At 55.1% G+C, this 26,993-nt stretch carries 27 protein-coding genes; 17 read left to right on the top strand and 10 right to left on the bottom strand.

From position 1 onward, the window contains the following. Window positions 1–5: 5 nt before the first annotated feature. Genes TH2_RS11255 through rsmA form a run of 3 tightly spaced genes read left to right on the top strand, consistent with a single transcriptional unit; the run spans window position 6 to window position 3,205 of the window. Window positions 6–1,286: a peptidylprolyl isomerase gene (locus TH2_RS11255; protein ID WP_008890555.1), complete on the top strand. Its 1,281-nt coding sequence runs from the start codon at window positions 6–8 to the stop codon at window positions 1,284–1,286. A gap of 27 nt (window positions 1,287–1,313) precedes the next feature. Beyond that, window positions 1,314–2,330 (top strand): 4-hydroxythreonine-4-phosphate dehydrogenase PdxA, encoded by a 1,017-nt coding sequence (pdxA, locus tag TH2_RS11250; protein WP_008890554.1) that lies wholly within the window; start codon window positions 1,314–1,316, stop codon window positions 2,328–2,330. Between the two features lie 5 nt (window positions 2,331–2,335). Further along, a complete protein-coding gene (gene rsmA / locus TH2_RS11245; RefSeq protein WP_008890553.1) occupies window positions 2,336–3,205 on the top strand; it encodes a 16S rRNA (adenine(1518)-N(6)/adenine(1519)-N(6))-dimethyltransferase RsmA in 870 nt (289 codons plus the stop codon). 23 nt (window positions 3,206–3,228) lie between these two features. Here rsmA and gmk read toward each other — a convergent pair whose 3' ends face one another. Together gmk and TH2_RS11235 are read right to left on the bottom strand one after the other, a co-directional pair. After that, window positions 3,229–3,861, bottom strand: a complete 633-nt coding sequence (gmk, locus tag TH2_RS11240) for a guanylate kinase (RefSeq protein ID WP_008890552.1) — start codon at window positions 3,859–3,861, stop codon at window positions 3,229–3,231. Between the two features lie 20 nt (window positions 3,862–3,881). After that, a complete protein-coding gene (locus TH2_RS11235) occupies window positions 3,882–4,766 on the bottom strand; it encodes a YicC/YloC family endoribonuclease (RefSeq protein ID WP_008890551.1) in 885 nt (294 codons plus the stop codon). A gap of 192 nt (window positions 4,767–4,958) precedes the next feature. Here TH2_RS11235 and TH2_RS11230 point away from each other — a divergent pair, with 192 nt between their 5' ends. Further along, the gene (locus TH2_RS11230; protein WP_008890550.1) at window positions 4,959–5,750 is read left to right on the top strand and encodes an SDR family NAD(P)-dependent oxidoreductase; all 792 of its coding nucleotides are present in this window, start codon (window positions 4,959–4,961) and stop codon (window positions 5,748–5,750) included. A gap of 64 nt (window positions 5,751–5,814) precedes the next feature. Here TH2_RS11230 and mltG read toward each other — a convergent pair whose 3' ends face one another. The 5 genes from mltG to fabD all read right to left on the bottom strand — a co-directional run bounded on the left by mltG (window position 5,815) and on the right by fabD (window position 10,298). Then, window positions 5,815–6,789, bottom strand: coding sequence for an endolytic transglycosylase MltG (gene mltG, locus TH2_RS11225; protein ID WP_008890549.1), 975 nt, complete (start codon window positions 6,787–6,789; stop codon window positions 5,815–5,817). A gap of 29 nt (window positions 6,790–6,818) precedes the next feature. Next, the gene (gene fabF, locus TH2_RS11220; RefSeq protein WP_008890548.1) at window positions 6,819–8,078 is read right to left on the bottom strand and encodes a beta-ketoacyl-ACP synthase II; all 1,260 of its coding nucleotides are present in this window, start codon (window positions 8,076–8,078) and stop codon (window positions 6,819–6,821) included. An 88-nt stretch (window positions 8,079–8,166) separates the two neighbouring features. After that, window positions 8,167–8,403 (bottom strand): acyl carrier protein, encoded by a 237-nt coding sequence (locus tag TH2_RS11215; RefSeq protein WP_008890547.1) that lies wholly within the window; start codon window positions 8,401–8,403, stop codon window positions 8,167–8,169. A 170-nt stretch (window positions 8,404–8,573) separates the two neighbouring features. Next, window positions 8,574–9,314, bottom strand: a complete 741-nt coding sequence (fabG, locus tag TH2_RS11210; protein WP_008890546.1) for a 3-oxoacyl-[acyl-carrier-protein] reductase — start codon at window positions 9,312–9,314, stop codon at window positions 8,574–8,576. A gap of 42 nt (window positions 9,315–9,356) precedes the next feature. Continuing rightward, entirely contained in the window at window positions 9,357–10,298 is a 942-nt protein-coding gene (fabD, locus tag TH2_RS11205; RefSeq protein ID WP_008890545.1) for an ACP S-malonyltransferase, read from the bottom strand. Between the two features lie 644 nt (window positions 10,299–10,942). Between fabD and rpsF the strand changes: the two genes are divergently transcribed. From rpsF to TH2_RS11145, 12 genes are all read left to right on the top strand, one after another. After that, window positions 10,943–11,320, top strand: a complete 378-nt coding sequence (gene rpsF, locus TH2_RS11200) for a 30S ribosomal protein S6 (protein WP_008890544.1) — start codon at window positions 10,943–10,945, stop codon at window positions 11,318–11,320. 22 nt (window positions 11,321–11,342) lie between these two features. Beyond that, complete coding sequence (gene rpsR, locus TH2_RS11195; protein ID WP_008890543.1) at window positions 11,343–11,576, top strand: 30S ribosomal protein S18; 234 nt, start codon at window positions 11,343–11,345, stop codon at window positions 11,574–11,576. 47 nt (window positions 11,577–11,623) lie between these two features. Next, a complete protein-coding gene (locus tag TH2_RS11190; protein WP_008890542.1) occupies window positions 11,624–12,562 on the top strand; it encodes a DUF2232 domain-containing protein in 939 nt (312 codons plus the stop codon). Further along, complete coding sequence (gene rplI / locus TH2_RS11185; RefSeq protein WP_008890541.1) at window positions 12,562–13,176, top strand: 50S ribosomal protein L9; 615 nt, start codon at window positions 12,562–12,564, stop codon at window positions 13,174–13,176. Before TH2_RS11190 ends, rplI begins: the two co-directional genes overlap by 1 nt. A 204-nt stretch (window positions 13,177–13,380) precedes the next feature. Beyond that, on the top strand, window positions 13,381–14,919 hold the full coding sequence (locus TH2_RS11180) for a replicative DNA helicase (RefSeq protein ID WP_008890540.1): 1,539 nt from the start codon (window positions 13,381–13,383) through the stop codon (window positions 14,917–14,919). A gap of 49 nt (window positions 14,920–14,968) precedes the next feature. Further along, window positions 14,969–16,090 carry an alanine racemase gene (gene alr, locus TH2_RS11175; RefSeq protein ID WP_008890539.1) on the top strand — a complete coding sequence of 374 codons (1,122 nt, stop codon included), beginning with the start codon at window positions 14,969–14,971 and terminating at the stop codon, window positions 16,088–16,090. A 59-nt stretch (window positions 16,091–16,149) separates the two neighbouring features. Continuing rightward, window positions 16,150–16,923 (top strand): MlaE family ABC transporter permease, encoded by a 774-nt coding sequence (locus tag TH2_RS11170; protein ID WP_008890538.1) that lies wholly within the window; start codon window positions 16,150–16,152, stop codon window positions 16,921–16,923. Between the two features lie 18 nt (window positions 16,924–16,941). Next, window positions 16,942–17,718 carry an ABC transporter ATP-binding protein gene (locus tag TH2_RS11165; RefSeq protein ID WP_008890537.1) on the top strand — a complete coding sequence of 259 codons (777 nt, stop codon included), beginning with the start codon at window positions 16,942–16,944 and terminating at the stop codon, window positions 17,716–17,718. Between the two features lie 57 nt (window positions 17,719–17,775). Next, window positions 17,776–19,188, top strand: a complete 1,413-nt coding sequence (gene radA / locus TH2_RS11160) for a DNA repair protein RadA (RefSeq protein WP_008890536.1) — start codon at window positions 17,776–17,778, stop codon at window positions 19,186–19,188. Between the two features lie 57 nt (window positions 19,189–19,245). After that, complete coding sequence (locus TH2_RS11155; RefSeq protein ID WP_008890535.1) at window positions 19,246–19,932, top strand: CvpA family protein; 687 nt, start codon at window positions 19,246–19,248, stop codon at window positions 19,930–19,932. Between the two features lie 64 nt (window positions 19,933–19,996). Continuing rightward, window positions 19,997–21,457 carry an amidophosphoribosyltransferase gene (purF, locus tag TH2_RS11150; protein ID WP_008890534.1) on the top strand — a complete coding sequence of 487 codons (1,461 nt, stop codon included), beginning with the start codon at window positions 19,997–19,999 and terminating at the stop codon, window positions 21,455–21,457. Continuing rightward, entirely contained in the window at window positions 21,454–22,167 is a 714-nt protein-coding gene (locus TH2_RS11145) for an SDR family NAD(P)-dependent oxidoreductase (protein WP_008890533.1), read from the top strand. Before purF ends, TH2_RS11145 begins: the two co-directional genes overlap by 4 nt. A gap of 131 nt (window positions 22,168–22,298) precedes the next feature. Here TH2_RS11145 and TH2_RS11140 read toward each other — a convergent pair whose 3' ends face one another. Next, complete coding sequence (locus tag TH2_RS11140) at window positions 22,299–23,273, bottom strand: hypothetical protein (RefSeq protein ID WP_008890532.1); 975 nt, start codon at window positions 23,271–23,273, stop codon at window positions 22,299–22,301. A gap of 276 nt (window positions 23,274–23,549) precedes the next feature. On the opposite strand from TH2_RS11140, the gene TH2_RS11135 reads away from it, so the two are divergent. Further along, complete coding sequence (locus tag TH2_RS11135; RefSeq protein WP_008890531.1) at window positions 23,550–23,903, top strand: c-type cytochrome; 354 nt, start codon at window positions 23,550–23,552, stop codon at window positions 23,901–23,903. An 81-nt stretch (window positions 23,904–23,984) separates the two neighbouring features. Here TH2_RS11135 and der read toward each other — a convergent pair whose 3' ends face one another. Together der and TH2_RS11125 are read right to left on the bottom strand one after the other, a co-directional pair. Next, complete coding sequence (gene der, locus TH2_RS11130; protein WP_008890530.1) at window positions 23,985–25,520, bottom strand: ribosome biogenesis GTPase Der; 1,536 nt, start codon at window positions 25,518–25,520, stop codon at window positions 23,985–23,987. Between the two features lie 110 nt (window positions 25,521–25,630). Next, a complete protein-coding gene (locus tag TH2_RS11125; protein ID WP_040823592.1) occupies window positions 25,631–26,965 on the bottom strand; it encodes an outer membrane protein assembly factor BamB family protein in 1,335 nt (444 codons plus the stop codon). Between the last annotated feature and the right edge of the window lie 28 nt (window positions 26,966–26,993).

Below are 26,993 nucleotides of genomic sequence, written 5' to 3'. Positions count from 1 at the left end.
TAAAAATGATTTCCAATATTTCGATTTCGACTTCCGTAAAAATCTGCGCTGTGATGATTGCTGTCACACTATCGATGATGGTCGCACCAGTTCGTGCACAGTCGCCGGTTGGCGTTGCTGCCGTGGTCAATGATGATCCGATTTCAGTCATTGATCTGGTTGAACGTATCAAGCTTGTTGCCGTGTCGTCCAACATCGAAATGACACCTCAGCGCAGCAACGAGATGGCGCCGCAAATCCTGCAGCAACTGATCAATGAAAAACTGCAACTGCAGGAAGCCGAGCGTCGTGGCATCGAAGTGACCGATGAAGACATCGCGCGCGGCAAGTCAATGATCGAGCAAAATGCAGGCCTTCCCGACGGCATGCTCGACAGGTATCTGTCGCAACGGCAAATCGCATCTGGAACGATTGAAAATCAGATCCGCCCGCAGGTCGCCTGGCAAAAAGTTCTCGGCAGCATGCGCGGTGAAGTTCAGATTTCCGAAGCCGAGATCGACGACACGCTTGAGCGCATCATCAGTAACCAGAACAAGCCGCGTAACCGCGTTCAGGAAATCTTCCTGCCTGTCGACAACCCGCAGGACAGCACACGGGTTTACCAAACCGCGCAGGAAATTCGTGATGCCCTGAACACGGGTGCGGATTTCGCAGGTCTGGCGCGACAGTTCTCAGCCAGCGCGAGTGCTGCCAATGGAGGCGACCTTGGTTGGCTTTACGCCGGTGAAATGTCGGCTGACTTGCAACAGGCTGTCAACCAGCTGCAACCCGGTGATGTAAGTGCGCCGGTCCAGACCGTCCGCGGATATTACATTGTCAAACTGCTGGACCGTCGCGTTGGTGACACTGATGCTGTTACCGATACCAGACTGGACCTTTATCAACTGTTTGTCCCGATTAGCGGTGACATGCCGCAAGACCAGATTGATGCCAAAATCGCAGTCCTGCAGAACACCCGTGAAACGGCAAATAGCTGTGACGCCATGGCGAATGTCGCTGTCGACCTTGGATCTGATCTGAGCGGCAAGATGGAAGGCATTTCGCCGGATGCACTCTCTGGGCAGATCCGACAAGCTGTCACCAATCTTGATGAAGGAACACCGTCCAACATTATTCAGGTTGATGGCGGTGCACTGATGGTGATGATTTGTAACATCACCGAAGAAAGCAACCTGCCCAGCCGTCAGGACATTGAAAACCGTCTGCGGTTGGAACGTCTTGATATTCTGGCACGCCGCAAACTTCGTGAACTGCGCCGTCAGGCATTTATTGATATCCGGATCTGATCCGGTCGACAGGACCCCGATAGGAAGATGACAGAACGCGCCCCCATCGCATTGACGATCGGCGAGCCCGGCGGCATTGGCCCCGAGCTTGCCATCAAGGCATGGCTGCGTCGTACGCAGGATGAGCTTGCACCATTTTGCCTGATCTCGCCTGTCAGCATGATCACTCAAGCAATCGCCCGAAGTGGTACTGATGTTCCAGTGCGCGTGATCCAGACAATCGACGAAGCCACGTCCGTTTTTAAGGATGCCCTGCCGGTTCTGGAAATCGCAGATAGCGCAACCGAAGTTGTTTCAGGTGTAGCATCACCCAAAACAGCCAGCGTCGTGATTGAAAGCATCACAAAGGCCGTCGAACTGGCGACCTTGGGTAAAGCAAGCGCCGTCGTCACCAATCCGATCCAGAAAAGCGCATTGTATGAAGCGGGCTTCCGACATCCCGGCCATACCGAGTTTCTGGCAGAGCTCGCAGGACCGGGCACAATCCCCGTCATGATGCTGGCCAATAGCAAACTGCGCGTGGTGCCGCTAACCATCCATATACCGCTCAAGGATGTCCCGACACAGCTGACAACCGAGCTGATTGTCGAGCGTTGCCGGATCACACATCACTCCCTGCAAAATGCCTTCGGGATCGCCAAGCCGCGCCTTGCCATTGCCGGGCTGAACCCGCATGCGGGCGAAGATGGCACGATGGGTACCGAAGAAAAAACCATCATGGCCCCGGCCGTCAAACAACTGCGTGATGAGGGCGTGGATGTCATCGGTCCCCTTCCGGCCGATACCATGTTCCATGAAGAGGCTCGCGCCAATTACGATGTGGCGCTCTGCCCCTATCATGATCAGGCTCTGATACCGGTCAAGACGCTTGATTTCCATGGTGGTGTGAATGTCACGCTGGGATTGCCATTTATCAGAACATCGCCCGATCATGGCACCGCGCTTGATATTGCCGGCAAAGGCATCGCGCGCCCTGATAGCCTGATTGCGGCCCTGAAAATGGCATCAGAAATGGCGACAAAACGCCTTGCGACAGGAGCCTGACCGACGTGTCAGAAGACAATGACAATACTGGCAAGCTTGCCAATGACGGCCTTCCGCCACTGCGGGAGGTAATTGCGACCCATGACCTGTCAGCGCAAAAGAAATTCGGCCAGAACTTCCTGTTTGATTTGAACCTGACCGGGCGCATTGCCCGTGCGGCCGCACCGCTTGATGATGCCACCGTGATTGAAATCGGTCCGGGGCCCGGCGGCCTGACGCGTGCGTTGCTGTTTAACGGTGCGAAGAACCTGACCGTGATCGAGCGTGATCCGCGCTGCCAACCGGTTCTGGAACAGATCAGCAATCATTACCCCGGTGCGCTTCACGTCATTGACGGCGATGCGCTTGAGGTCGATGTCACAACATTGGGCCCGGCCCCGCGCAAGATCGTCGCCAACCTGCCCTATAATGTCGGCACGCAACTATTGCTGGGCTGGCTGATGCAGATTGATCAGTTCGCCAGCCTGACCCTGATGTTTCAAAAGGAAGTGGCTGAGCGCGTCGTCGCACGCCCGAAAAGCAAAGCCTATGGACGTCTATCCGTGCTGTGTCAGTATCTGTGCGACTGCGATATCCTGTTTGATGTCCACCGCAGTGCTTTTACCCCACCGCCAAAGGTGACCTCTGCCGTCGTGCAATTGCGCCCCAAGGCGGATCGCGGCACAGACATCAATTTGGATAGCCTTGCGAAAATTACTCAGGCGGCGTTTGGTCAACGTCGCAAGATGCTGCGCGCAAGCCTTAAGACCCTGAACATCAATGTAGGTGAATTGCTTGCGAAGGCCGGGATTACCGAAACCGTCCGGGCCGAGGAGCTTAGTGTTGCGGATTTTGTCCGCCTGACACAGGTTCATGATGAAATGGCCGCTTCGTAAAGCGGCCATTTTCGTATCCGGTATCAGTCTGTCAGAAGCTTTTTGACAAAGCCCGGCAAGCCTGTCTGGCGCTCGCGCTTGATGCGTTCGGCACCGATAATGTGTTGAACGTCAGAGATGCAACGATCCAGATCATCATTGATCAGCACATAGTCAAATTCTTCCCAATGGCTGATTTCCGCACCGGCCTTGGCCATGCGTTTCATGATCACGTCATCGGCGTCCTGCCCGCGATCACGCAGGCGGCGCTCCAACTCACCCGATGACGGTGGCAGGATAAAGACCGATACAACGTCATCACCGCCCTTGTCACGCAGTTGGCGGGCACCCTGCCAGTCGATGTCAAACAGAACATCGCGGCCTTCCGACAGTGCCTTTTCAACCGGTCCAATCGGCGTGCCATAGTAATTGCCAAACACTTCTGCCCATTCAAGCAGTTCGTCATCGGCAATCATATGTTTGAACTCATCAACCGATTTGAAAAAGTAGTGGGTACCTTCTTGTTCACCGGGGCGGGCCGCACGCGTTGTTGCCGACACAGACAAGGAGATCTTGTCATCGTTTTCTAGCAACTGACGGGTGATTGTCGTTTTCCCGGCACCGGACGGCGCACAGAACACCAGCATCACGCCACGGCGGTTATGCGGATCAATCATGTTGTTTCCTTCCCTGCCGCTTATTCGACGTTCTGGACCTGCTCGCGGAGCTGATCAATGATCACTTTAAGCTCCATACCGCAATTGGTCAGTTCAATATCATTGGCCTTTGAGCACAGCGTGTTGGCCTCGCGATTGAACTCCTGGCACAGGAAGTCAAGCTTACGCCCGATTGCGCCACCCTTAGTCAACATATCACGTGCTGCACTTATATGGGCCTTCAGACGATCAATCTCTTCGCGGATGTCGGCCTTGGTCGCCAAAATCGCTGCTTCCTGATGCAGGCGTTCGGGGTCGAACTTGCCCGCATCCATCAATTCTTCGACCTGACGTTTCAGACGATCCTTGATGGCGTCTGCGCGCGCTGATTCGCAGTTTTCAGCACGTGTAACAGTCGCCTCGATGTTATCGACATGGCCGCGCAGCATGGCGTCAAGTTTCTCGCCTTCCTCTGCCCGGTGGGCGGCCATCTGATCGATGGCCTCATTCAGGCTTGCCAGCACGGCGGCATCATTGGCGTCCCGGGTTGCTTCGTCTTCCTGTGGCTCATAGGCTTCAAGCACACCACGCACATTCATAAGATCTGCAATCGTTCCTGCCGACAGGCTGCTGGTATTATCAAACTCCTCAGCAATCTGGACCAGTTCGGAAAGCAGTTCCCGGTTCACCGAATAAGCATTGTTATCGCCGGAACGCATAACATTCAGGGTCACGCCCATATTGCCGCGCTTGAACCGCTTGGAAACCGCATCGCGCACCTTGGCCTCAAGACGCTCAAACCCGCCATTCAGACGCAGGCGAACATCAAGTCCCTTGCCGTTGACGCTGCGCAGTTCCCAGGTCCAGCCGAAACCATCGGCCGCGCCATCAACGCGCGCAAATCCGGTCATGCTTGAAACGGTCATCTTTTCATCCAGTTTGCTTTTGTGTTTAGGCGTTTATAACCATTGGCCAATGTCCCGCCAAGGGTGAACACCGATCATCACGCGATAACGACAATATGGTAAACATAAGCCGTATTTCATAATGCTGCCCTATTGCTGCAGCATGTTCCGCAAAAATCAATTTCCTTATTTCAAAACCCAGTACGAGCAACAATGTCCTTTCAGTACGATGCCATTCTGATCACCGGTGCCAGTTCGGGTATTGGCGCTGCCCTTGCCCGCCATTTCGCACGTACCGGCGTGACCCTTTTTATCAGCGGTCGCAATCAAACACGCTTGCAACTGGTGGAAAATGATTGCCGCGCCGCCGGGGCCAATGTTTATGCCGATGTTCTCGATGTGACGTCCCGCGAAACAATGGACGCCTATGTCACCCATTGCGATGAAATTGCGCAGCTCAGCCTCGTTATTGCCAATGCCGGCATTTCGGCAGGTACGGGTGGCCTTGGCGAAAGCCCAGAACAGGTTCGCGATATCTTTGCCACCAATGTCGCCGGTGTCCTGAATACGATTGATCCGGCGATCAAGGTCATGCGTGCGCGCAGACGCGGTCAGGTCGCATTGGTCGCATCCCAGGCATCATGGCGTGGATTGCCCTCTGCCCCGGCCTATTGCGCCAGCAAGGCGGCTATTCGGGTTTACGGCGAAGGATTGCGTGGTGCATTGGCGCCCGATGGCGTGAAGGTCAATGTCATCTGCCCGGGCTTTGTTAAAAGCCGCATCACCGATGCCAATGATTTCCCGATGCCATTCTTCATGCAGGCCGACAAGGCCGCAAAGAAGATCGTGCGGGGGCTTGAACGCGACAAGGGCATGATCGCCTTCCCGTGGCAAATGAACCTGATTATCGGAATACTTAAGATGACACCGCAATGGTTGATGGATCTTGCGGCATCCCGGATCCCGAAGAAAACATCATCGCCCGATAGCCAAGGCGAACACTAGGAAGCAAAAAGACGGCATCAACCCGATTCCGCCTTTATCATTTGGTTCGAACTCTTTGGCGTGATCACTGCCCGTCGCGGATGCGCCGCCACTTGGCAACGTTGCGATTATGCTCATCAAGGGTTCTGGCAAATGCATGTCCTCCCGTCCCGTCTGCAACGAAGTACAGATCTTCGGTCGCTGCTGGATGCAGGACCGCATAGAACGCATCGCGCCCCGGATTGGTGATCGGTCCGGGCGGCAGGCCGCTGGTGACATAGGTGTTATAGGGGCTCTCAAAACGCCAATCCTTGCGCGTCAAAGGACGTTCAAGACGCTTGTCCGGGCTAAGCGCATAGGCAACTGTCGGATCAGACTGCAAGCGCATATCGCGTCGCAGACGATTGATAAACACCCCAGCGACCCTTGCCCGTTCGCCAGCAACGCCGGTTTCGCGTTCAACGATGGAGGCCAGAATAACCGCCTCTTCAATGGTGTCGAACGGCAATCCGTCCTGACGGCCCGGCCAAAGCTGTTTGACCATTTCATCGTGGGCTGAGCGCATACGATCAATGATGCTTTGCTTCGTATCCCCAAACGAGAACTGATAGGTTTCGGGCAACAAGGTGCCATCGGCCGGAATATCGGCGATCTCGCCGGTTAATCCATCGACCAGCTTGATCCGATCAACGATTTCGCCGGAACGAAGACCTTCAGGGATGGTGACGAACCGTTTGACCGTATCCCCAAAGGCCAGAATTTCAGCAGCCTGTTTCGGGCTGACCCGGGCCGGGAAATGGTATTCCCCCGCACGCAGCGACCGGTCAAGCTGACTGACGCGAACCCCAGCAAGGAAGATCAGCGGTTCGGTGATGATGTTTTCACGTTGGAAAATCTCGGCAATACCGCGCACACCGGTCCCCTGCGGGATGATGATGTCGCGTTCCTGCGCCAAATTGCTCGGCGATGTGTATTGCACATAAACATACACCGCTGCCCCACCTGTGGCGAGAGCAGCGGTGATGATCAGAAAGCCAATAAAAAGCAGAAAACGCTTCAAGGGAATGCTCCCGGGGGTTGCTCTGCTGTTTAAACGGCCTTGAAAACAAGCGATGCGTTGGTGCCGCCAAAGCCGAACGAGTTCGACAGAGCGACATTGACTTTACGCTGTTTGGCTTCAAGCGGAACCAGATCAATGCCTTTGCATGCCTCGGACGGATTGCGCAGGTTCAACGTCGGAGGAACAACGCCTTCGTGGATCGCAAGGATCGAGAACACGGCTTCAATCGCACCGGCAGCACCCAGAAGGTGACCGGTTGCCGATTTGGTCGAAGACATCGACATTTTCTGGGCATGATCACCGAACAGGCGCTTTACCGCACCCAGTTCGATTTCATCACCCAGCGGAGTCGAGGTGCCATGTGCGTTGACGTAATCAACATCTTCCGGGTTCAGACCCGCATTGCGAATGGCATTGCGCATCGAACGGAAGCCGCCATTGCCGTCTTCGGCCGGTGCGGTGATGTGATAAGCATCACCCGACATGCCGTAACCGGCAACTTCGGCGTAAATCCGAGCCCCACGCGCCTTGGCGTGTTCGTATTCTTCAAGAACAACACAGCCCGCACCTTCGCCCATGACGAAACCGTCACGGCCTTCATCCCACGGACGGGATGCTTCGGTTGGTGTGTCGTTGTAGCTGGTCGAAAGCGCACGTGCAGCAGCAAAGCCTGCCATGCCAAGACGGCAAACAGCAGCTTCGGCACCACCCGCAACCATGACATCGGCATCGCCAAGCATAATCATGCGCGATGCGTCGCCAACGGCGTGTGCACCGGTCGAACAGGCGGTAACCACCGCATGGTTCGGACCTTTAAGACCGTGTTTGATCGAAACCTGACCTGAAACCAGGTTAATCAGACAAGACGGAATGAAGAACGGACTGACACGACGGGTCTTGCCGTTATTGACCAGATCAGTTGCCTCGGAAATCTTGGGCAACCCACCGATCCCCGAACCGATCAAAACGCCGGTTGCTTCCTGATCTTCGTCGGTTTCCGGCTTCCAACCAGAATCCGCAATCGCCTGATCAGCTGCAGCAATCCCATAGACGATGAAATCGTCCATTTTCTTCATGTCTTTGATCGAGACATGATCTTCAGCGTTGAAAAGTCCGTCACCCTCACCGCGCGGCACGAGGCCTGCGATTTTGGCAGGGATATCCGACACGTCAAACGTATCGATGCTTTTGATCCCGGATTGGCTGTTCAGCAGTTTCTGCCAAGTATTCTGTGCCCCGCTAGCAAGCGGAGTAACAGCACCAATACCGGTAACAACTACGCGTCTCATCCCGCATTACGCCTTTATTCTATGAATCCAGCAAAGACGAAAAGGGCGCCTGAGGATGCCCTCTAGGCGCCCATGTCTAACAGCAAACTTAGCTGTCCGCCTTTTCGATGAAGTCGATCGCGTCTTTAACGGTCAGAATTTTTTCAGCCGCGTCATCCGGAATTTCACAACCGAATTCTTCTTCAAACGCCATAACCAGCTCAACGGTGTCCAGGCTGTCTGCGCCCAGATCGTCGATGAAGCTTGCGTTTTCAGTGACCTTGTCTTCTTCAACACCGAGGTGCTCGACAACGATCTTCTTCACGCGATCTGCGACATCACTCATAGCTCAAATCCTTCAATAGGTTTTCTGTCAGTTAGTTTACACGTGGTACCCGTTGTGTCCCCCTATTGAAGGAGTTCCCGGGAACCGGAAACCGGCAACGAACAATCGCCAGTTTCAATATTTGGTATAGCGGCCTCTTTTAAACAGAAAAGAAGGCAACCCGCAACGGGTTAAATCATCGCCATTCCGCCATTCACATGCAAGGTCTGTCCTGTGACATAAGCTGCTTCGTCACTTGCAAGATACAGAACCGCTGCTGCGATCTCTTTGCTGTCGCCCATGCGACCTGCCGGAATACCGCCCAAAAGCTTTTCTTTCTGGGCATCTCCGAGTTCTTCGGTCATGGCCGTGGTAATAAAGCCCGGTGCCACACAGTTAACCGTAATTCCGCGCGCCGCAACCTCTTGTGCCAGCGATTTTGACCAACCGATCATCCCGGCCTTGGCAGCGGCATAGTTGGTCTGGCCCGGGTTGCCGGTCACACCAACGATCGAGGTGATGTTGATAATACGGCCGTGGCGACGCTTCATCATGCCGCGCAGTGAATTGCGCGCAAGCTTGAAGGCAGAGGTCAAGTTCACATCAAGAACCGCCTGCCAGTCTTCATCCTTAAGACGCATGGCAAGCTGATCACGGGTAATTCCGGCATTGTTAACCAGAATATCAAGCTGACCGCCAAGGGCCTCCTCAGCATTTTTGATCAGGCCATCGACCGATTCTTTATCCGAAAGGTTGGCCGGAACAACAACCGCGTTGCCACCGATTTCGGCAGCAACCGCTTCGAGGCGTTCCTGACGGGTGCCCGACAGAGCAACCTTCGCACCAGCTTCGGCCAGAACCTTGGCGATTTCGCCACCGATACCGCCGGTCGCACCGGTTACGAGTGCTGTTTTCCCTGCAAGATCAAACATAAATTTTCGTTCCCTTTGGGTTCGTTCGTGTTCCGGACACTCTTACAGAGCGCCGAGGAATGCTTCGATATCTGCCGGACCATTCACAGCCGTACCGCTCAGATCGCGGTCAATACGACGTACCATGCCGGTCAAAACTTTGCCTGCGCCGATCTCTACCAGATCGGTGATGCCCTGTTCTTTCATATAAAGAACCGACTCACGCCAGCGCACTGTGCCGCAAACCTGCTCTACAAGGAGTTTACGAATGGTTTCCGGATCGTCAGTTTTTTCTGCGGTCACGTTGGCCACGACCGGCTTGCCCGGTGCATTCATGGTCACAGCGCCAAGCGCCTCTGCCATGCGATCGGCTGCCGGCTGCATCAGGGCACAATGGAACGGTGCCGATACCGGCAACAAGACGGCGCGTTTTGCGCCCTTTTCCTTGGCGATCTCAATCGCGCGCTCCACAGCCGCCTTGTGACCGGAAACAACAACCTGCCCGCTGGCATTGTCATTGGCGGCGGTGCAAACTTCACCCTGTGCTGCTTCTTCGGCAACCGCGACCGCGTCGACATAATCAAGACCAAGAAGGGCTGCCATCGCGCCAACACCGACCGGAACGGCGGCCTGCATTGCCTGACCACGGATTTTCAAAAGGCGCGCGGCATCCGAAATGGCAAAGGTGCCTGCTGCTGCAAGGGCGGAATATTCGCCAAGAGAATGACCGGCAACAAGGTCGCACTTGTCGGTCAGGGTAAAGCCGCCTTCTTTTTCCAGAACACGGGTCACCGCAAGGCTGACCGCCATCAAGGCCGGCTGCGCGTTTTCGGTCAGGGTCAGTTCGTTTTCCGGACCTTCAAACATCAGCGCGCTAAGCTTTTGCGAAAGCGCATCATCAACTTCCTGGAAAACTTCGCGGGCAACCGGAAATGCGTCTGCCAGTTCCTTGCCCATACCTACCGCTTGCGACCCCTGTCCGGGGAAAACGAGTGCGCGTGTCATTATATTAAATAAACCCTTGTCCGCTTCTACGAAGACTGTGCCGAAAACCGGCCCCTTGAAATTGAGCCACCCTTGATAGCGTGCGCAAGCGCACTGTCAAGAACTGAAACCTGATGGGCGCGGTTGGTTTGATTTTTTTACGCCCCAAAACTGCACGTCGCGATAACACTATAACAATAGTGTTACTTTCGGGTTTGATACCCGATTTGCGCGTTTATGGCATATTTTGCGTCATTTACGAAGGACTGGCTGTTGCGCAGCGCACAATACGCAACACCCACACATCCCCAACGGACACCGCCGAAGAAGCATGGAAAACCAAGGCCTGCTGTAGCTTTAAGACCGAAGATGCATTGAATGCAGCGACAAACGCCGCCTTCACAATCGCGTGCATGTCGGTTATCCCGAAACCGCAATACTCACCCCATGATAGATCCAAGTCAGAAACACGCAGGTTTCTGCCGATACTGTCAAAGCCATCGCGCTATCCCGTAATCGGCAAAAAGCTGCATTTGGCGTTGCACTCATGGGCGAAAAGTGTATATTCCGCCGTCTCACGGCTCCTTGCCGGGATTGTCCGGCTATGCCTGCATGGCACGAGGTCATGCAGGAAGAGATAAGCCAAAAGGAGTAATAGGAGTATTATGAGCAAATACGAAAGCGTGTTTATCGCACGTCAGGACTTCTCGACCGCACAGGTCGAAAGTCTGAACGAAAAGCTGACCCAGACCATCGAAGGTCTCGGCGGCAAAATCGCCAAAACCGAATATTGGGGTCTGCGTTCCCTGGCATACCGTGTCAAAAAGAACCGCAAAGGCCACTATACTCTCTTCCAGATCGAAGCTGACAAAGACGCGATCGCGGAATACGAGCGTCAGATGCGCCTGAACGAAGACGTTCTGCGTCAGATGACTGTCAAGGTTGACGAGTTCGAAGAAGAACAGTCTGCCATTCTGCGCAACCGCGACGAGCGCGGCGGTCGTGGCGGTAATCGCCGTGGCGGCCCCCGTCAGAACGGCTAACAGATAGCGAGGAGATAATATCATGGCTGGACGTCGTCTGTTTTTCCGTCGTCGTAAAACCTGCCCGTTCTCGGGTGATGATGCGCCGAAGATTGACTACAAAGATGTCAAACTGCTGCAGCGTTTCGTTTCCGAACGCGGCAAAATCGTTCCGAGCCGTATCACTGCGGTTTCGGCCAAGAAGCAGCGCGAACTGGCGAAAGCCATCAAGCGTGCACGCTTCCTGGCGCTGCTGCCCTACGCAGACCAGGTCTGAGGCAGTCGGCAAGAGACCCTTTTGAGGTCTCGGGCCGGGAGTAAATGATGCAACGTGACACCCTCATAGCGATTGGGACCGGACTTGGCAGTGCCGTTCTGTTCCTGCTGGTTCTATCAGGAAATCCGTTTGCTCTTTTGCTTTCATACTTCGGGCATCTGCCGCTTTTCCTTACGGGATTGTGGCAAGGGCCCAAACGCCTGCTGGTTGCGGCATTTGCCGCATGTATTGCCCTCATTCTTATGGGGGGATTACTGCCTTTCACGGTCTTTATGGTCGTGTTTGCCGGACCGGCGATGTTGTTGACCCGCATGGCGCTGGTCGTCCGGAAAGATCAAAACGGCAATCTTGCCTTTCTGCCTTCCGGAATTGTCGTAAGTGCCATGGCCGTCATGGTCGCGACGGTAATGATCTTCGTTACCGGAACACTGACGGCGGAAGGTGTGGACATTCAGGACTTCATCGCGAAGTTCCTGAGCCAGATGTACTCGGAAATGGGTGTCCCTATGACATCCGATGTTCAGGGTCTGATTGGTATGTTCCAGACTTACTTCCCGGCGATTGCAGCGGTGAGCTGGCTATTGATGCTGTTCGCCAACGCCGCAATCGCACAGGCAATTTTGGTGCGTGCAGGCAAAAACCTGCGTCCGACACCAAATATGGCAACCTTTGCCTTGCCTGGCTGGTCACTGTTTGTGTTTGCCCTGGCCGGGTTTACGGTCGGCTTTGCCGATGGTTCGCTGGCTTATGTGGCGCGCAACGTCGCGGTGGTACTGGCAGTGCCGTTCCTGTTTCAGGGATTGGCGCTGGTGCATGGGCAGGCAGCCCGATGGCCGCAAAAACGTGTAATTCTGACGGTGTTTTACATCGTCGCGGTTCTGTCCACCTGGTCGTTTATCGCGATCACCGGACTTGGAATTGTTGAGCATTTAATCAGGCTGCGGGGGAAAGAACCGATGACCCGTAGCAATGAGGAGGATCGGTGATGGAAGTTATTCTGCTCCAGCGGGTAGAAAAACTCGGTCAGATGGGTGACGTAGTCACTGTCAAGCCGGGCCACGCCCGCAACCGCTTGCTGCCGCAGGGCATGGCCCTTCGTGCAACCAAAGCAAACATCTCTGTGTTCGAAGCACAGAAAGCACAGCTTGAAGCTGACAACCTGGAACGCCGTAAGGAAGCAGAAGCTGTTTCCGAGAAGATGGGTGAACTCGCAGTCACCGTCGTTCGTCAGGCATCCGACGTTGGCCAGCTTTATGGTTCGGTCACTGCCCGCGATATCGCAAACGCAGTAACCGAAGCAGGCTTCACTGTTGCCCGTACCCAGGTCGTTCTTGATCAGCCGATCAAGACCCTTGGTCTGCATCAGGTCCGTATCAACCTGCACCCGGAAGTTATCATTGAGGTAACTGCCAACGTTGCACGTTCCGAAGAAGATGCCGCTGAACAGCTCCGCAAGGGTTCTGCTGTTCTTGGCACCATCGAAGAAATGGAAGCGGAAGAAGAGGAAGCCCTCGAAGCCGCTGAAGAACTCTTCGAAGAAGAAGTTCCGGCTGACCTTGCAGAAGCAATCGAAGCTGACGAAGAAGAAACCAACGCTTAATCGCAGGTTCTTCGAACGATTTGAAAACGGCACATCCGCAGGGATGTGCCGTTTTCTTTTGCCCTAACGCCAAAGCCCGTCGATTTTTTCAAAGCATTTCAGGAGCCTGCGGCATTTGCGACCTCTGCGCTGGCGGAATACCGGCTATGAGTTATACCGATTAGCTCTTTGCGGTCTTGCTGATGCCTGCTACCTTTTCGGCCCATGACAGATCCCAATTTAGATGCCCTTTTTGCCCCGCTTGAACCGGACCATGGTGCCGACACCGAAATGGTGCTCGATCGCATGGCGCCGCACAATTTTGAAGCGGAGGCTGCCCTTCTTGGCGCGATCCTCAATAACAACGCGGCCTACGAGCGCGTGTCTGATATTCTGCGCCCGGAACATTTCGCCGATGGGCGTCACGGTCGCATCTTCGAGGCTTGCGGCAAGCTGATCGAACGCGGCCAATTGGCCAACCCGGTCACGCTCAAAGCCTATTTCAAGCAGGATGAACATCTTGCCGAAATCGGTGGTGCGCAATATCTGGCCGAACTGTCAAACAATCTGGTTTCGGTGATCAATGCCAGCGACTATGGCAAGCTGGTCTATGACCTGTATCTGCGACGCGAACTGATCGAACTTGGCGAGGAAGTCGTCAACGAAGCCTATCAGTACGAACTTGATACCGACGCTACCAACCAGATCGAAAGAGCCGAACAGAAACTGTTCTCGCTGGCAACAGCCGGTTCTGCGGAATCGGGCTTTGTCGCGTTTGGCCCTGCCCTTGCCAAGGCCTATGAGAATATCGATCACGCCTATAAAAACGCCGGGCGCGTTGTCGGTGTGACCACGGGCTTGCGCGATATCGACCGCAAGCTTGGCGGTTTGCACCCGTCTGACTTGCTGATCCTTGCCGGTCGTCCGTCGATGGGTAAAACAGCCCTTGCGATGAACATCGCGTTTAACGCTGCCATTGCATCGCATCAGAACCGCGCGGCGGGCGAAGACACCCGCGATGAAACACGAACCGGGGCGATTGCCGTATTCTCGCTTGAGATGGCGGCCGAACAGCTTGCCGGACGACTTCTGTCGCAGGCGGCCGAGGTTTCAGGCGATAACATGCGCCGTGGTGACCTGAACGAACAGGATTTCGAACGTCTGTTGCTGGCCACCCAGGAACTCAATACCGTTCCGCTCTATATCGATGATACACCTGCCCTTCCGGTATCGACACTTCGCACACGTTGCCGCCGTCTAAAGCGTCAGCACGGCCTTGCGATGATCGTCGTCGATTACCTGCAGCTTCTGGCACCGCCGACCAACTTCCGTGGCGATGGCCGCGTGCAGGAAGTTTCCGAAATTACCCGTATGCTCAAGGCGATTGCCAAGGAGCTCGAAGTTCCGGTACTGGCCCTGTCGCAGCTCTCACGTGCGGTCGAACAGCGCGAAGATAAACGTCCGCAGCTTTCCGACCTTCGTGAGTCCGGCTCAATCGAGCAGGACGCCGACGTCGTGATGTTCATTTATCGCGAACAATACTATCTCGAACGTGCCGAACCGGCCCAGCGCCCGGAAGAAGCCACCGACAAGTTCGGGGAACGCTATTCGCAGTGGCAGGAACGTCTGAACCACGTTTACAACACTGCCGAGGTTATTGTTGCCAAGCAGCGTCACGGCCCGGTGGGCAACGTGCGCCTGTTCTTTGACGGGAACTACACCAAGTTTGGTGATCTTGATCACACAGAAGAAGAATATGAATAGAGGATAGGGCAACCACCCATCCACCAACGGATTCCACGGGGTATTACGAATGACCGTTCTTCCCGCCGTCGGCCGTGCTGCCGAGTGCGCGGAACTGCAAATCAATCTGAAAGCAGTTGCCGACAACTATAAAACCCTGACCAAACGCTATACCGGGCGCACCTGTGCGGCTGTGGTAAAGGCGAATGCCTATGGTCTTGGCGCCGAAACCATCGTCCCGGTCCTGAAAAAGCAGGGATGCCGGCTGTTCTTTGTGGCACAAGCCAACGAAGCCGCCGAACTGTTCCCGGTTTTGCGTGGTGGTGGTCGCATTGCGGTTCTGAACGGTGTCCTGCCCGGTGACGAGGAATTCTTTATTGAAAATGACGTCATCCCGGTTCTGAATGATCTTGAACAGATCGAACGCTGGTCAAACCTGTGCCGCGAATATGAACGTCCGGCCCCGGCCTTTATCCATCTTGATACCGGCATGAGCCGCCTTGGCCTGACCCCACTTGATGTCAGCAACCTTGTCGACCGCTATTCATCCCTGCTCTATGGGTTTGAAAAGGCCGGTTACATGACCCACCCGGTTGCGGCTGATGAGGCCGGAAACCCGGTCACCAAGGAACAGTACGACCTGTTCATGAAATGGTATCGTCGCCTGCCGCCGGCCCCGCGCGGGTTCTGTAACTCGTCGGCGATTTTCCGCAACGATGACTACCATCTTGAATTCTGCCGTCCGGGCATCGCCCTTTGGGGGGGCAACCCGACGCCGGAAACCACCAACCCGATGCGTTCTGTCGTAAACCTTAAGGTCAAAGTCCTTCAGGTCCGCGAAATCGATGAACCGCAGACAGTTGGTTATGGCGGCACTTGGCAGGCAAAACGCAAATCGAAAATCGCCACCCTTGCAGTCGGGTATGCTGATGGTTGGCTGCGTTCACTGTCCAATTCCGGCAAGCTGATCATCAAGGGGCATGAAGTTCCCTATGTCGGGCGTGTTTCAATGGATGCGATCACGGTTGATATCACCGACCTTCCGGGCAAAACGCTTAAGGCCGGGGATATGGTGTCGCTTCTTGATGACAAGATGACGGTTGACGACGTTGCATCTGCTGCTGGTACAATCGGTTATGAAATTCTAACTTCTCTTGGACATCGCTACCGGCGGGTTTATACAGAGAGCTAAATCATAATAGCCAGCCAGACAATTCCGGCAGGTCGATAACAGGGGACTTCGAAGTACAGATGCCGATCTTTGCGCCGGTTGGCCATATGTTTCTGACCTTTTTGGCCCTTGTCGGTCGCGTCACGGTATTTGCGGGTCGCACCATCGGCCACATGGTCACACCACCGATCTATTTCCGCCTGATTTTCAAACAGATGCGTGAAATCGGCTATTTCTCGTTGCCGGTTGTCGCCATGACCACCCTGTTTGCCGGGATGGTTCTGGCGCTGCAATCCTATTCCGGGTTCTCGCGATTTTCGGCCGAAAGTGCGGTTGCGACCGTGGTTGTCATTTCCATGACCCGCGAATTGGGCCCGGTGCTGGCTGGCCTCATGGTCGCTGGCCGTGTTGGTGCCGCCATTGCCGCAGAAATCGGCACCATGCGTGTGACCGAACAGATCGATGCGCTGGTGACCCTTTCGACCAATCCGTTCAAATATCTGGTCGTGCCGCGTGTGATTGCCGGTTTGATCACCCTGCCCGTTCTGGTTCTGATCGGCGATATCATCGGGGTGATGGGCGGCTATCTGGTTGGCGTGAACAAGCTTGGCTTTAATGACGGCTCCTATATCCGCAACACGTTCCAGTATCTTGAACAGCTTGATGTGGTTTCGGGTCTGGTGAAGGCCGCCGTGTTTGGCTTTATCATCACGCTGATGGGGTGCTATCACGGGTATCATTCCCGCGGCGGCGCACAGGGTGTTGGTCAGGCAACGACCAACGCGGTTGTTTCAAGCTCCATCCTGATCCTGATTTCGAACTATATCGTCACCGAACTGTTCTTCACGCGATAAGGGCCGGTTGACAGGATCATGAGCAACACAGCCAAGATATCGCTTCGCAACGTTCACAAGGGCTTTGGCCCGAAAAAGGTGCTTCAGGGTGTCGACCTTGATGTCGCCAAGGGTGAATCGGTTGCCATCATTGGCGGTTCGGGCACCGGCAAGTCGGTTACGCTGAAATGCGTTCTGGGCCTTCTTACCCCGGATCAGGGGTCGATCAAGGTGGACGGGGTCGAAATGACCACCGCATCACAGGCCGAACGCGATGCCATGCTGGCAAAGACCGGCATGCTGTTTCAGGGTGCTGCCCTTTTTGACTCCCTTACCGTTTGGGAAAATGTCGCATTTGGCCTGATCGAAGGTCAGGGCATGAAACCTGCCAAGGCCCGCGATCTTGCCATTGCAAGGCTTGAGGATGTCGGTCTGGCGGCTGATATCGCCAAAATGTCCCCGGCATCACTTTCGGGCGGCATGCAAAAACGTGTCGGCCTCGCACGCGCCATCGCGACGGAGCCGGAAATTTTGTTCTTTGACGAACCGACCACCGGCATTGACCCGATCATGGGCGATGTCATCAACGATCTGATCGTCAAATGCACCCGCGAACTGGGGGCCAGTGCGATGACCATCACCCATGATATGGCCAGCGCACGCAAGATCGCCGATCGGGTTGCCATGCTGTATCAGGGCAAGATTATCTGGGATGGGCCGGTTGCCGATATTGACGATGCCGATAACCCCTATTTGCAACAATTCGTTGCCGGTGATATCGAAGGTCCGCTTGAACTTGATCTCAAGCATCTCTGAGCACTGTCTGACCGACATTCGCCCTTACTGACACTTCTTTGATCTGCGGAGCATTCTGTGGCCAAAACCCAAAGCCGTTTCATCTGCCAGAACTGTGGTGCCGAGTACCGCAAATGGACCGGACGTTGCGACGGCTGCGGCGAATGGAACAGCATCGAGGAAGAACGCGTTGAAAGCGGCCCCAAGGCCACTGGCGGCATTGCCGGGGGTGCCAAGGGCAAGACCATCGAATTCGTCGCCCTTGAAGGCGAAAGCGCCAGCCCGAAACGCATCATAAGCGGCATCACCGAACTCGATCGTGCGTGCGGCGGCGGGCTTGTACCGGGTTCGGCCCTGTTGGTCGGCGGCGATCCGGGGATTGGTAAATCAACCATCCTTTTGCAGGCCGTCGGGGCCATGGCCGCCAAACATAAATGCGCCTATATCTCGGGCGAGGAAGCCGTTGATCAGGTCCGCATGCGCGCCGCCCGCCTTGGCCTTGAAAAATCCAAGGTCGACTTTGCCGCCGCGACCAGCCTGCGCGACATCATCACAACCCTTGAAGCCAGCAGCCACGACGTGGTGGTAATTGACTCGATCCAGACCATGTATGCCGACACGCTTGATAGTGCGCCGGGCACGGTTTCACAGGTCCGCGCCTGTGCGCTGGAACTGATCCGCCTTGCCAAGCGCAAGGGCTTTGCTGTGCTGCTTGTCGGTCACGTCACCAAGGAAGGCCAGATTGCCGGTCCGCGCGTGCTGGAACATATGGTCGATACGGTTCTGTATTTCGAAGGCGAACGTGGTCATCAGTTCCGCATCCTGCGCGCGGTGAAGAACCGTTTCGGCGCGACCGATGAAATCGGCGTGTTTGAAATGGGTGATGCCGGACTGGTCGAGGTGCCCAACCCATCCGCGCTGTTTTTGGCAGATCGTGATTCCCCGGTCAGTGGCACCGCGGTCTTTGCCGGGCTTGAAGGCACACGCCCGATGCTTGTGGAAATTCAGGCGCTTGTTGCGCAATCGGCCCTTGCCACCCCGCGCCGTGCGGTCGTTGGCTGGGACTCTGCGCGCATGAACATGATTTTGGCCGTGCTGGATGCCCGTTGCGGCCTACCGCTTAGTCAGTTTGATGTTTACCTTAACGTCGCCGGTGGTTTGCGGGTGGGTGAACCCGCCGCCGACATGGCGGTTGCGGCGGCACTGATTTCAGCGGTCGCCGATGCGCCGGTTCCGGGCGAGACGGTGATTGTTGGTGAAATCGGCCTTTCGGGGGAAGTCCGCCCGGTCGGACAACTCGAATCGCGACTGAAAGAAGCGACCAAACTTGGCTTTGGCAATGCCTACACCCCCAAGAATGGCACCCAGGGCAAGAAGAAGATGTCGATCAAGGGCCTCAATCAGACCGAAATCGGCCATCTTCAGGATTTGGTAAACCTCTTCGGCGACGATGTCCGCGACAAGGTGCGTCCGCGCGAAGGCATGTATTAAGCGCCTTCAAAGCACGACTGCCCGCCACCCGGACTGACGAACAAGGTTTACACATAAATGGATTTCTCCGCCCTTCCCGATCTTGGCGCACGTGATGTGTTTGATCTGATTGTTGTCGGCATTTTGCTGATATCGGGGATCTTTGCCTTTTTCCGCGGTTTTATTCACGAAACCCTGTCGATGATGGGCTGGGTCGGTGCCGGGCTTGTCGCGCTTTATGGCTATCCGGTTGCGCGGCCCTATGTGCGGGATTTGATCCCGTCCGAACTGATTGCCGATCTGGCAACCGGGGTTGGCCTGTTTCTGATTTCGTTTTTGATTTTCTCGTTCATCAGCGGGCGCATTGGCCGGGCGGTTCAGAATTCCGGCCTCGATAGCCTCGATAGCACGCTTGGCTTTGTTTTCGGGCTTTTGCGCGGGGCACTGATCGTCTGTATCGGTTTCCTGGCCCTGTCCTGGTTGCTGCCAGCAGATTCGCAGCCCGACTGGGTCCGTGATGCCCGTACCCGCCCGGTTCTTGAGGAAGGCGCCTTCCTCATTATGCGCATGGCACCTGACGAAATTTTCGATACCACGGCGCAAGAGCTTGAGCGCGCTCAGCGTGAGGCCGATGCGAACGAAAAAACCTATCGCCAACTTCTTGGTCCGGAACCAAAAGGGACTGGACCCGCGCCCCTAAACGGGTATACAAGGCCCTCGCGCGATGATTTGGATCGCCTGATTGAGGCGACCACTAACGAGTGAGGCGTGTGGGTTTCGTACTAATAACGAATTCCGTGCGCCACCGGCGAGAGAGCGGAACCCACTCATGCTGACCACCAATCCATTTGATGACGACAAGCTACGTGAAGAATGTGGCGTCTTTGGCGTTTTTGGCTCCCCCGATGCGACGGCATTAACGGCCCTTGGCCTGCATGCGCTGCAGCATCGCGGACAGGAAGCCGCAGGCATTGTGTCCTATGACGGCGAAGATTTTCCGGCACACCGGGCATCCGGCCAGGTTGGTGATATCTTCGGCTCCGAGGATGTCATCAAAAGCCTGCCCGGCCACCGTGCGGTCGGCCATGTCCGATACTCGACGGCGGGCGGCAAGGGCCTTCGCAACGTGCAGCCGCTTTTTGCCGACTTTGAATTCGGTGGTCTGGCAATTGCCCATAACGGCAACCTGACCAACTCGCTTGCGGTGCGTGAACGCCTTGTGAAACGCGGCTCGATCTTCCAGTCGACCTCGGACACCGAGACCTTCATTCACCTGATCGCGACCAGCCTGTATGAAAAGATCGTCGATCGCTTGATCGATGCGGTCCGTCAGGTTGAAGGTGCCTATTCCCTGGTCGTCATGACCCAGAAGAAACTGATCGGTCTGCGGGACCCGCTGGGTGTGCGTCCGCTGGTTCTCGGCAAGCTCAATGACGCCTATATCCTGTCATCGGAAACGGTCGGCCTTGATATCGTTGGCGCGGAATTCATCCGCGACGTCGAACCGGGTGAAATCGTTGAAATCACCGATGATGGCCTGCGCTCGATCAAGCCGTTCAAGCCGCAAAAATCGCGCTTCTGCATTTTCGAGCATGTCTATTTCGCCCGCCCCGACAGCATCGTCGAAGGCACAAGCGTCTATGACGTGCGCAAGCATATCGGCCGCGAACTGGCCCGTGAATCCGCTGTTGATGCCGACGTTGTCGTGCCTATCCCGGATTCCGGTGTGCCGTCAGCCCTTGGCTATGCCGAGGAAAGCGGTATTCCGTTCGAACTGGGCATCATCCGCAACCACTATGTCGGGCGTACCTTTATCGAGCCGACCGATCAGATCCGCCACCTTGGCGTGAAGCTGAAACATAACGCCAACCCCGGCAAGCTTAAGGGCAAGCGCGTTATTCTGGTTGATGACTCGATCGTGCGTGGCACCACCTCGACCAAGATTGTTGATCTGGTCCGTCAGGCCGGTGCGGCAGAGGTGCATATGCGCATCACCAGCCCGCCGACCATGAACCCGTGCTTCTATGGCGTTGATACCCCGTCCAAAGACAAACTGATGGCGGCCAATCACGACATCGAAAGCATGGCAAAGATCATCGGCGTCGACAGTCTGGCCTTCGTCACCATTGATGGCCTGTATCGTGCCACCGGTCTTGAAGGCCGTGACAACGACAACCCGGCCTTCTGCGATGCGTGCTTCACCGGCGATTACCCGATCAAGCTCACCGATCACAATGCCGAAAACAAGGACCGCAAGCTCAGCCAGTTGGTTGAAAGGCAGTCTGCATGACCGACACCAAACGTCTTGAAGGTCGCGTTGCCCTGATCACCGGGGCCTCGCACGGGATCGGATGTGCGGTTGCCAAACGCTTTGCTGCCGAAGGTGCGCATGTGATTGCGGTTGGTCGTAATGTCGGCGCACTTGAAGAACTCAGTGACGAAGTGACCGATGCCGGTGGCAAGATCACCCTGCTGCCGCTTGATCTGACCATGTTTGACAAGATCGACATGCTGGGTCCGACAATCTATGAGCGGTTTGGCAAGCTTGATATCGTTGTGGGCAATGCCGGCCTTCTGGGCGAAATCGCCCCGGTGGGTCACATTGATGCGCAGGTGTTCCAGAACACCTTTGCCACCAACGTCACGGCAAACTTCCACCTGATCCGCACCACAGACAAGCTTTTGCAGCTTTCAGAAGCTGGTCGGGCAATCTTCGTGACCTCGAACGCATCAAGCAAGGGGCGTGCCTTCTGGGGCCTCTATGCGTCGACCAAGGCAGCCCTTGAAAGCCTTGTTCTGTCCTATGCGCAGGAACTCGAACAAACCAAGGTCAAAGTCAACCTGGTCAATCCGGGCCGCATCCGCACCAAAATGCGTGCCGAAGCCTATCCGGGCGAAGACCCGCAAACGCTTCCGACGCCTGAAAGCATCACCGACGTGTTTGTCGATCTGGCAGAAGCCAGCTGCACCAAACATGGCGAAGTGGTCGACGCGTACTAAGTTTGCACCGCGAACAGCACTCAGAACTGAAAAAGGCCTTGCTACATCAGCAAGGCTTTTTGTTTTGGAATGGCTGGAATGCAACCCTACTTAACCCCAAGCCACAAAATGGCCGTTGCCAACGGGTGCATTCAATTTGGGATCCAGATGCTGGCATGCTCCAGAGGAAATGCATTGTCATCTTTGACTATCTCAGAAGAAACATATCCGCGCTGAACTGATTTCAGGCGGGACCATTTCCTACGAACCTTATGCAGCCGAAGGCTCTCCGGATAGTCAATATCGAGTTCGGAGTCCGGGCCTCGTCCAGAAATTGAGATAAATCTGGGGTATGAGCCTTTTGCTTTCCGTAATTCCTCGTGAGCCGCGCCTAGATCCTCAAACGCGTCGTCCAAAATTACTTGAGTGGACTGCCTAATATTCTCGTGGATGCCTGCAAGAAGCGACACAAATCCGCGAATAAGAAACTTTAAATTTAGGTAATCAACCCCTAAAGAACTCACTTCTTTTCGCGTCTTTTGTCTAACTTTCTTCGCCGCCACAAAATCCTTCACACTAACCATAGGCTCAATAGTGACACGAAGACGACTAGGCTTTCCGGCCCTCTTATGACCGTACTGATTAAGGTTTGAGCTATGAAAGCTAAGATAATTCATAGGGATATTTTGATGAAGGGCATAGTTGCGGAGAGCATGCATCACGCGATATTCGATACTCGAATCAAAAGCCTCTGAAAAATAGTGATTAACATCTGCTGAGCACATTTTTCCCCTATTTATTTCGCCGACTTTTTTAATCACCTGATCTTCGTATATCCTTGATGACGCTAGAAATGACACCAACTTCAAATTGAGTTTCTGCCGAGCATCATCAAAAAACTCCCGATTATGTCTCTGCTCCCCATCGGTATAAAAGTACTCCAAACACAGATGCAGTAACTCAGTCTCGAAATCAACAAATGCATCAGCAAGTAGCGAGAAGAATTCCTCAATCTGAAAAATCAGCCCTATTAATTCGTTGCTTGCCAACAAACTGCTGTACCGACCTTCTGTTATCTCTATGCCTACACCACCTATTATTGGCTCTCGTAAAATGTAATCGGCCAATGGCCCGCCCCCGAATAAACACTAACTAAAAGTAGGTTATTCAACCATAACACTACCTGATCTCCAGACCATAAATTCTCAGCTAAGCATACCATTTCATTGAAGTTCAGGACCGGAACTCGTTAGGATGCAAATAGCAACCAAACGAATTTAGGACCGAAAATGTCGCCCGCACGTTCTCTAACAATCGCGATGGCATCTTTTTGCCTAGCAGTAACGCTTGTCTCATCGATTCCTTTCAATGAAGTACGGGCAGCAGACCAAAAAATACTACATATGCCAGACGCCGATGCAAAACGCGGTAAGGCCCTGTTTGCAGAGCGTGGATGCGTGATTTGTCACTCGGTCAACAATGTCGGCAGTGAGGTGGCGACCAGCCTTGATGCATCAAACATGAATATCGCACGCGAACCGTTCGAATTCTTTGCCCGCATGTGGCGCGGCGCACCGCAGATGCTAGCCCTTCAGCAAGCCGACCTTGGCTATCAGATTGATTTTTCCGGCCAGGATATCGCCGACATTTTCGCCTTTGTCCAAAGCCGCGAAATCCAGGAAGGCTTCACCGAACAAGACCTTCCCGACCATATCAAGGAAATCATTGATAACGGCCCTTCCGCGGCGTTCGAATAAGCTCTTGCGCAGCAACCCGGCACGAAAAAGCCGCCCTCGTTTCCGACGGGCGGCTTTGTTGTGTTTGGCAACAAGTCGAAACTAGCGTTTCTTTTTCTTGTTGGCGTAGGGGTTATCGCTGCTGCGCAGGTAAATACGGATCGGAACGCCCGGCATATCGAAATCTTCGCGCAGACCATTGATCAGATAGCGCGTATAGCTTTCGGGCAGTTCCGCCGCCTTGGAGCAGTTGATAAAGAAGCTTGGCGGACGCGATTTCGCCTGGGTCATATAGCGCAGGCGAATACGACGCCCGGAAATGACCGGCGGCAAATGGCGTTCGGTGGTTGCTTCAAGCCAGCGATTGAGCTGCGAGGTCGGGATGCGGCGGCTCCAGATATCGTGGATATCAAGAACGGTCGGCATCAGGCGATCCGTGCCACGCCCGGTCAGGGCCGAGAAGGTCAGAACCGGAATACCCTTGGCCTGGGCAAAGGACGTATCAAGCTTGTCACGCAGTTCCTGCATGACGCCCTTTTTGTCGATGATCGCATCCCACTTGTTGACCGCAATGATCAACGCACGGCCTTCTTCAAGCACCATACGCGCAATCGTCAGGTCCTGCTTATCAAGCGTGTTGGTCGCATCAATCATAAGGACCACGACCTGCGCATAGCGGATCACGCGCAGCGTATCGGCAACCGACAGCTTTTCAACGCGGTCATCAATCTTCTTCTTGCGGCGCATACCGGCGGTATCGACCAGACGGATCGGGCGGCCTTCATAGGACCAGTCGACCGCGATCGAGTCACGGGTGAGCCCGGCCTGCGGCCCGGTCATGACGCGCTCTTCGCCCAAAAGCTGGTTCAGAAGGGTTGATTTACCGGCATTCGGACGGCCAACAATCGCCAACTGGATTTTCGAATTGTCACGTGCGCCTTCGACAATCAGTTCGCCATCTTCGTCTTCGTCGTCCTCGCTGAATTCGATTTCATAGGACGGGAAGACTTCACCTTCGTCATCGGCAAAACCGTCTTCATCGTCGAAATCTTCATCTGCAAGGCTATCCGCACGGGCTTCGTCCAGGGCTTCTTGTGCGGCTTCGCGCGCATGCTGTCTGGCGATCCGTTCGCGGTCTTTCCATTCTTTCCAGTGCGGTTCAAGCATGTCATAGAGTAACTCGATCCCAAGGCCATGCTCGGCCGAGATCGGCGCGACATCGCCAAGGCCAAGGCCATAGGCCTCATAAAGCCCCGGATCCTGATCACGGCCTTCGTGCTTGTTGGCAATAACATAGACCGGCTTCTCGCGTTTGCGCAGCCAATCGGCAAAATGGTTATCAAGCGGCGTCAGACCGGCACGGGCATCAATCAGGAACAGCGCAACATCGCATTCCTCAAACGCCTTCTCACTTTGCTGGCGCATCATGCCTTCGACGGAATTATCAAACGCTTCTTCCAGACCGGCGGTATCGATAATGTCAAAAGACATATCACCAAGGCGTGCCTTGCCATAACGGCGGTCACGGGTCACACCGGGCTGATCGTCCACAAGCGCCAGCTTTTTGCCGACCAGACGGTTAAACAGGGTCGACTTCCCGACATTGGGGCGACCGATAATGGCAACTTTCAGCGACATCTGATTTTCAGACTCTCGTAATAAAAGGCGTTATGCGCCGTGGGCACATTGTCCCACGGCGCATCGCAAATCCTGCAAGGCAAATCGCCTTGCCTAAAACTGTATCCTGATCAGCGATATGCGATTAGATCGGCATCCGCAGTCAGGAAGTAAAGGCTGTCACCGGCAACAGATGGCGGCAGGGTAATTGGCCCGGAAACTTCGTCCTCACCAAGAATGTCACCGCTATAAGGGGAAACAGTCATTACTTCGCCCTGCTCGTTACCAACGATCAACCTGTCACCGGCCAGTACCGGCCCTGTCCAGACTATCGGGCCTTCCTGATCCTCGGGATCGGTAAAACGGGGCAGAACGGTCACCCATTTAACCTGTCCGGTGCGTCGACGCAAGGCAATCAAGTCATTTGTATTGGTTAGCAGGTATACATATTCGCCGGCCACCCATGGTGACTGGATGCCACCGGCCTCAAGTTCCCAGACACGAACCCCGGTGCGAAGGTCAATCGCGGTCGTCAAACCGGAGTTACTTGTCGCGATCACCAGATCATTATCAATCACCGGCAGGCCGCGAATATCGGCAATCGCCGACACCGCATCGGTACGACCGGCCGCCGCCAGCGCATCCGACCAGATCACCTGACCGTTTTCAACGCGAAGGGCATAAAGCTCGCCCGTCGAATAGGCTGAAATGACAACGCCCTGATCCACCGCCGGGCTGGCACCACCGATAAAGGACGCGCCCTCGGATGCACCACGATGGTTCCAAAGCGTTTCGCCCGTGCGCGCATTCAGTGCGACAGTCTGGTTATCGATGGTAATGGCAAAGACGCGACCACCGCGCACAGTCGGCGCAGAACGCATCGGTGCCGTGACCTGTTGACGCCAGAGGATCGTGGCACTTGGCGCATCAATGGCAATGATTTCGGCAAAGCCCGTGGTGGCATAGATAACACCGGCCTCATAGGCCAGACCGCCGCCCAAAAGCGAGCTGTCTTCTTCGTCCTCAGGGGCGAGTTCAAGCGACCAGATCCGCTTGCCCGAAGATGCGGCAAAGGCACGGACTTCGGCGCTGGCGTCGATGGTAAAGATCACACCGCGCGCGACAATCGCCTGATTAAGCAAAAGGTTGTCATCCATCGACCCTTCGCCGATATCAATCGACCAGTCCTGTTCGAGGACGTCGTTATCAAGGGCAACGTGATGAAGTGCGTGGCTCGGATAGCCGCCATTTTGCGGCCAGTCGACCATCGGTTCGGGTTCAGGCAAAATCACGCGCTGGTCGGTCAGTTCAATGTCGGGCTGAACCGTGCTTTGCAGGGCAAGGACCGAAATACGCTCCCCCGGGAGCGGCGGATCTTCTGCCTCGCCAAGCCAGCTTGAACACCCTGCCAAAAGGCCTGTCAGGCCCATTACGCAAAGAAGTGACTTAATACCGCGTGTGGTCAAAACCGTATCCCCTGAAAAAACTCACGTC

Source organism: Thalassospira profundimaris WP0211 (genome assembly GCF_000300275.1).
GTDB classification, from domain to species: Bacteria; Pseudomonadota; Alphaproteobacteria; order Rhodospirillales; family Thalassospiraceae; genus Thalassospira; species Thalassospira profundimaris.
Note: the sequence above shows the minus strand (reverse complement) of the source record. Positions and strands in the feature narration are given on the sequence as shown.

Bases quoted from the DNA above. Each gene is read 5' to 3' on its own strand.
- TH2_RS11255 (WP_008890555.1), top strand. From the start codon at position 6: ATGATTTCCAATATTTCGATTTCGACTTCCGTAAAAATCTGCGCTGTG.
- pdxA (WP_008890554.1), top strand. From the start codon at position 1,314: ATGACAGAACGCGCCCCCATCGCATTGACGATCGGCGAGCCCGGCGGC.
- gmk (WP_008890552.1), bottom strand. From the start codon at position 3,861: ATGATTGATCCGCATAACCGCCGTGGCGTGATGCTGGTGTTCTGTGCG.
- TH2_RS11235 (WP_008890551.1), bottom strand. From the start codon at position 4,766: ATGACCGTTTCAAGCATGACCGGATTTGCGCGCGTTGATGGCGCGGCC.
- TH2_RS11230 (WP_008890550.1), top strand. From the start codon at position 4,959: ATGTCCTTTCAGTACGATGCCATTCTGATCACCGGTGCCAGTTCGGGT.
- fabF (WP_008890548.1), bottom strand. From the start codon at position 8,078: ATGAGACGCGTAGTTGTTACCGGTATTGGTGCTGTTACTCCGCTTGCT.
- TH2_RS11215 (WP_008890547.1), bottom strand. From the start codon at position 8,403: ATGAGTGATGTCGCAGATCGCGTGAAGAAGATCGTTGTCGAGCACCTC.
- fabG (WP_008890546.1), bottom strand. From the start codon at position 9,314: ATGTTTGATCTTGCAGGGAAAACAGCACTCGTAACCGGTGCGACCGGC.
- fabD (WP_008890545.1), bottom strand. From the start codon at position 10,298: ATGACACGCGCACTCGTTTTCCCCGGACAGGGGTCGCAAGCGGTAGGT.
- rpsF (WP_008890544.1), top strand. From the start codon at position 10,943: ATGAGCAAATACGAAAGCGTGTTTATCGCACGTCAGGACTTCTCGACC.
- rpsR (WP_008890543.1), top strand. From the start codon at position 11,343: ATGGCTGGACGTCGTCTGTTTTTCCGTCGTCGTAAAACCTGCCCGTTC.
- TH2_RS11190 (WP_008890542.1), top strand. From the start codon at position 11,624: ATGCAACGTGACACCCTCATAGCGATTGGGACCGGACTTGGCAGTGCC.
- rplI (WP_008890541.1), top strand. From the start codon at position 12,562: ATGGAAGTTATTCTGCTCCAGCGGGTAGAAAAACTCGGTCAGATGGGT.
- TH2_RS11180 (WP_008890540.1), top strand. From the start codon at position 13,381: ATGACAGATCCCAATTTAGATGCCCTTTTTGCCCCGCTTGAACCGGAC.
- alr (WP_008890539.1), top strand. From the start codon at position 14,969: ATGACCGTTCTTCCCGCCGTCGGCCGTGCTGCCGAGTGCGCGGAACTG.
- TH2_RS11170 (WP_008890538.1), top strand. From the start codon at position 16,150: ATGCCGATCTTTGCGCCGGTTGGCCATATGTTTCTGACCTTTTTGGCC.
- TH2_RS11165 (WP_008890537.1), top strand. From the start codon at position 16,942: ATGAGCAACACAGCCAAGATATCGCTTCGCAACGTTCACAAGGGCTTT.
- TH2_RS11155 (WP_008890535.1), top strand. From the start codon at position 19,246: ATGGATTTCTCCGCCCTTCCCGATCTTGGCGCACGTGATGTGTTTGAT.
- purF (WP_008890534.1), top strand. From the start codon at position 19,997: ATGCTGACCACCAATCCATTTGATGACGACAAGCTACGTGAAGAATGT.
- TH2_RS11145 (WP_008890533.1), top strand. From the start codon at position 21,454: ATGACCGACACCAAACGTCTTGAAGGTCGCGTTGCCCTGATCACCGGG.
- TH2_RS11135 (WP_008890531.1), top strand. From the start codon at position 23,550: ATGCCAGACGCCGATGCAAAACGCGGTAAGGCCCTGTTTGCAGAGCGT.
- der (WP_008890530.1), bottom strand. From the start codon at position 25,520: ATGTCGCTGAAAGTTGCCATTATCGGTCGCCCCAATGTCGGGAAGTCG.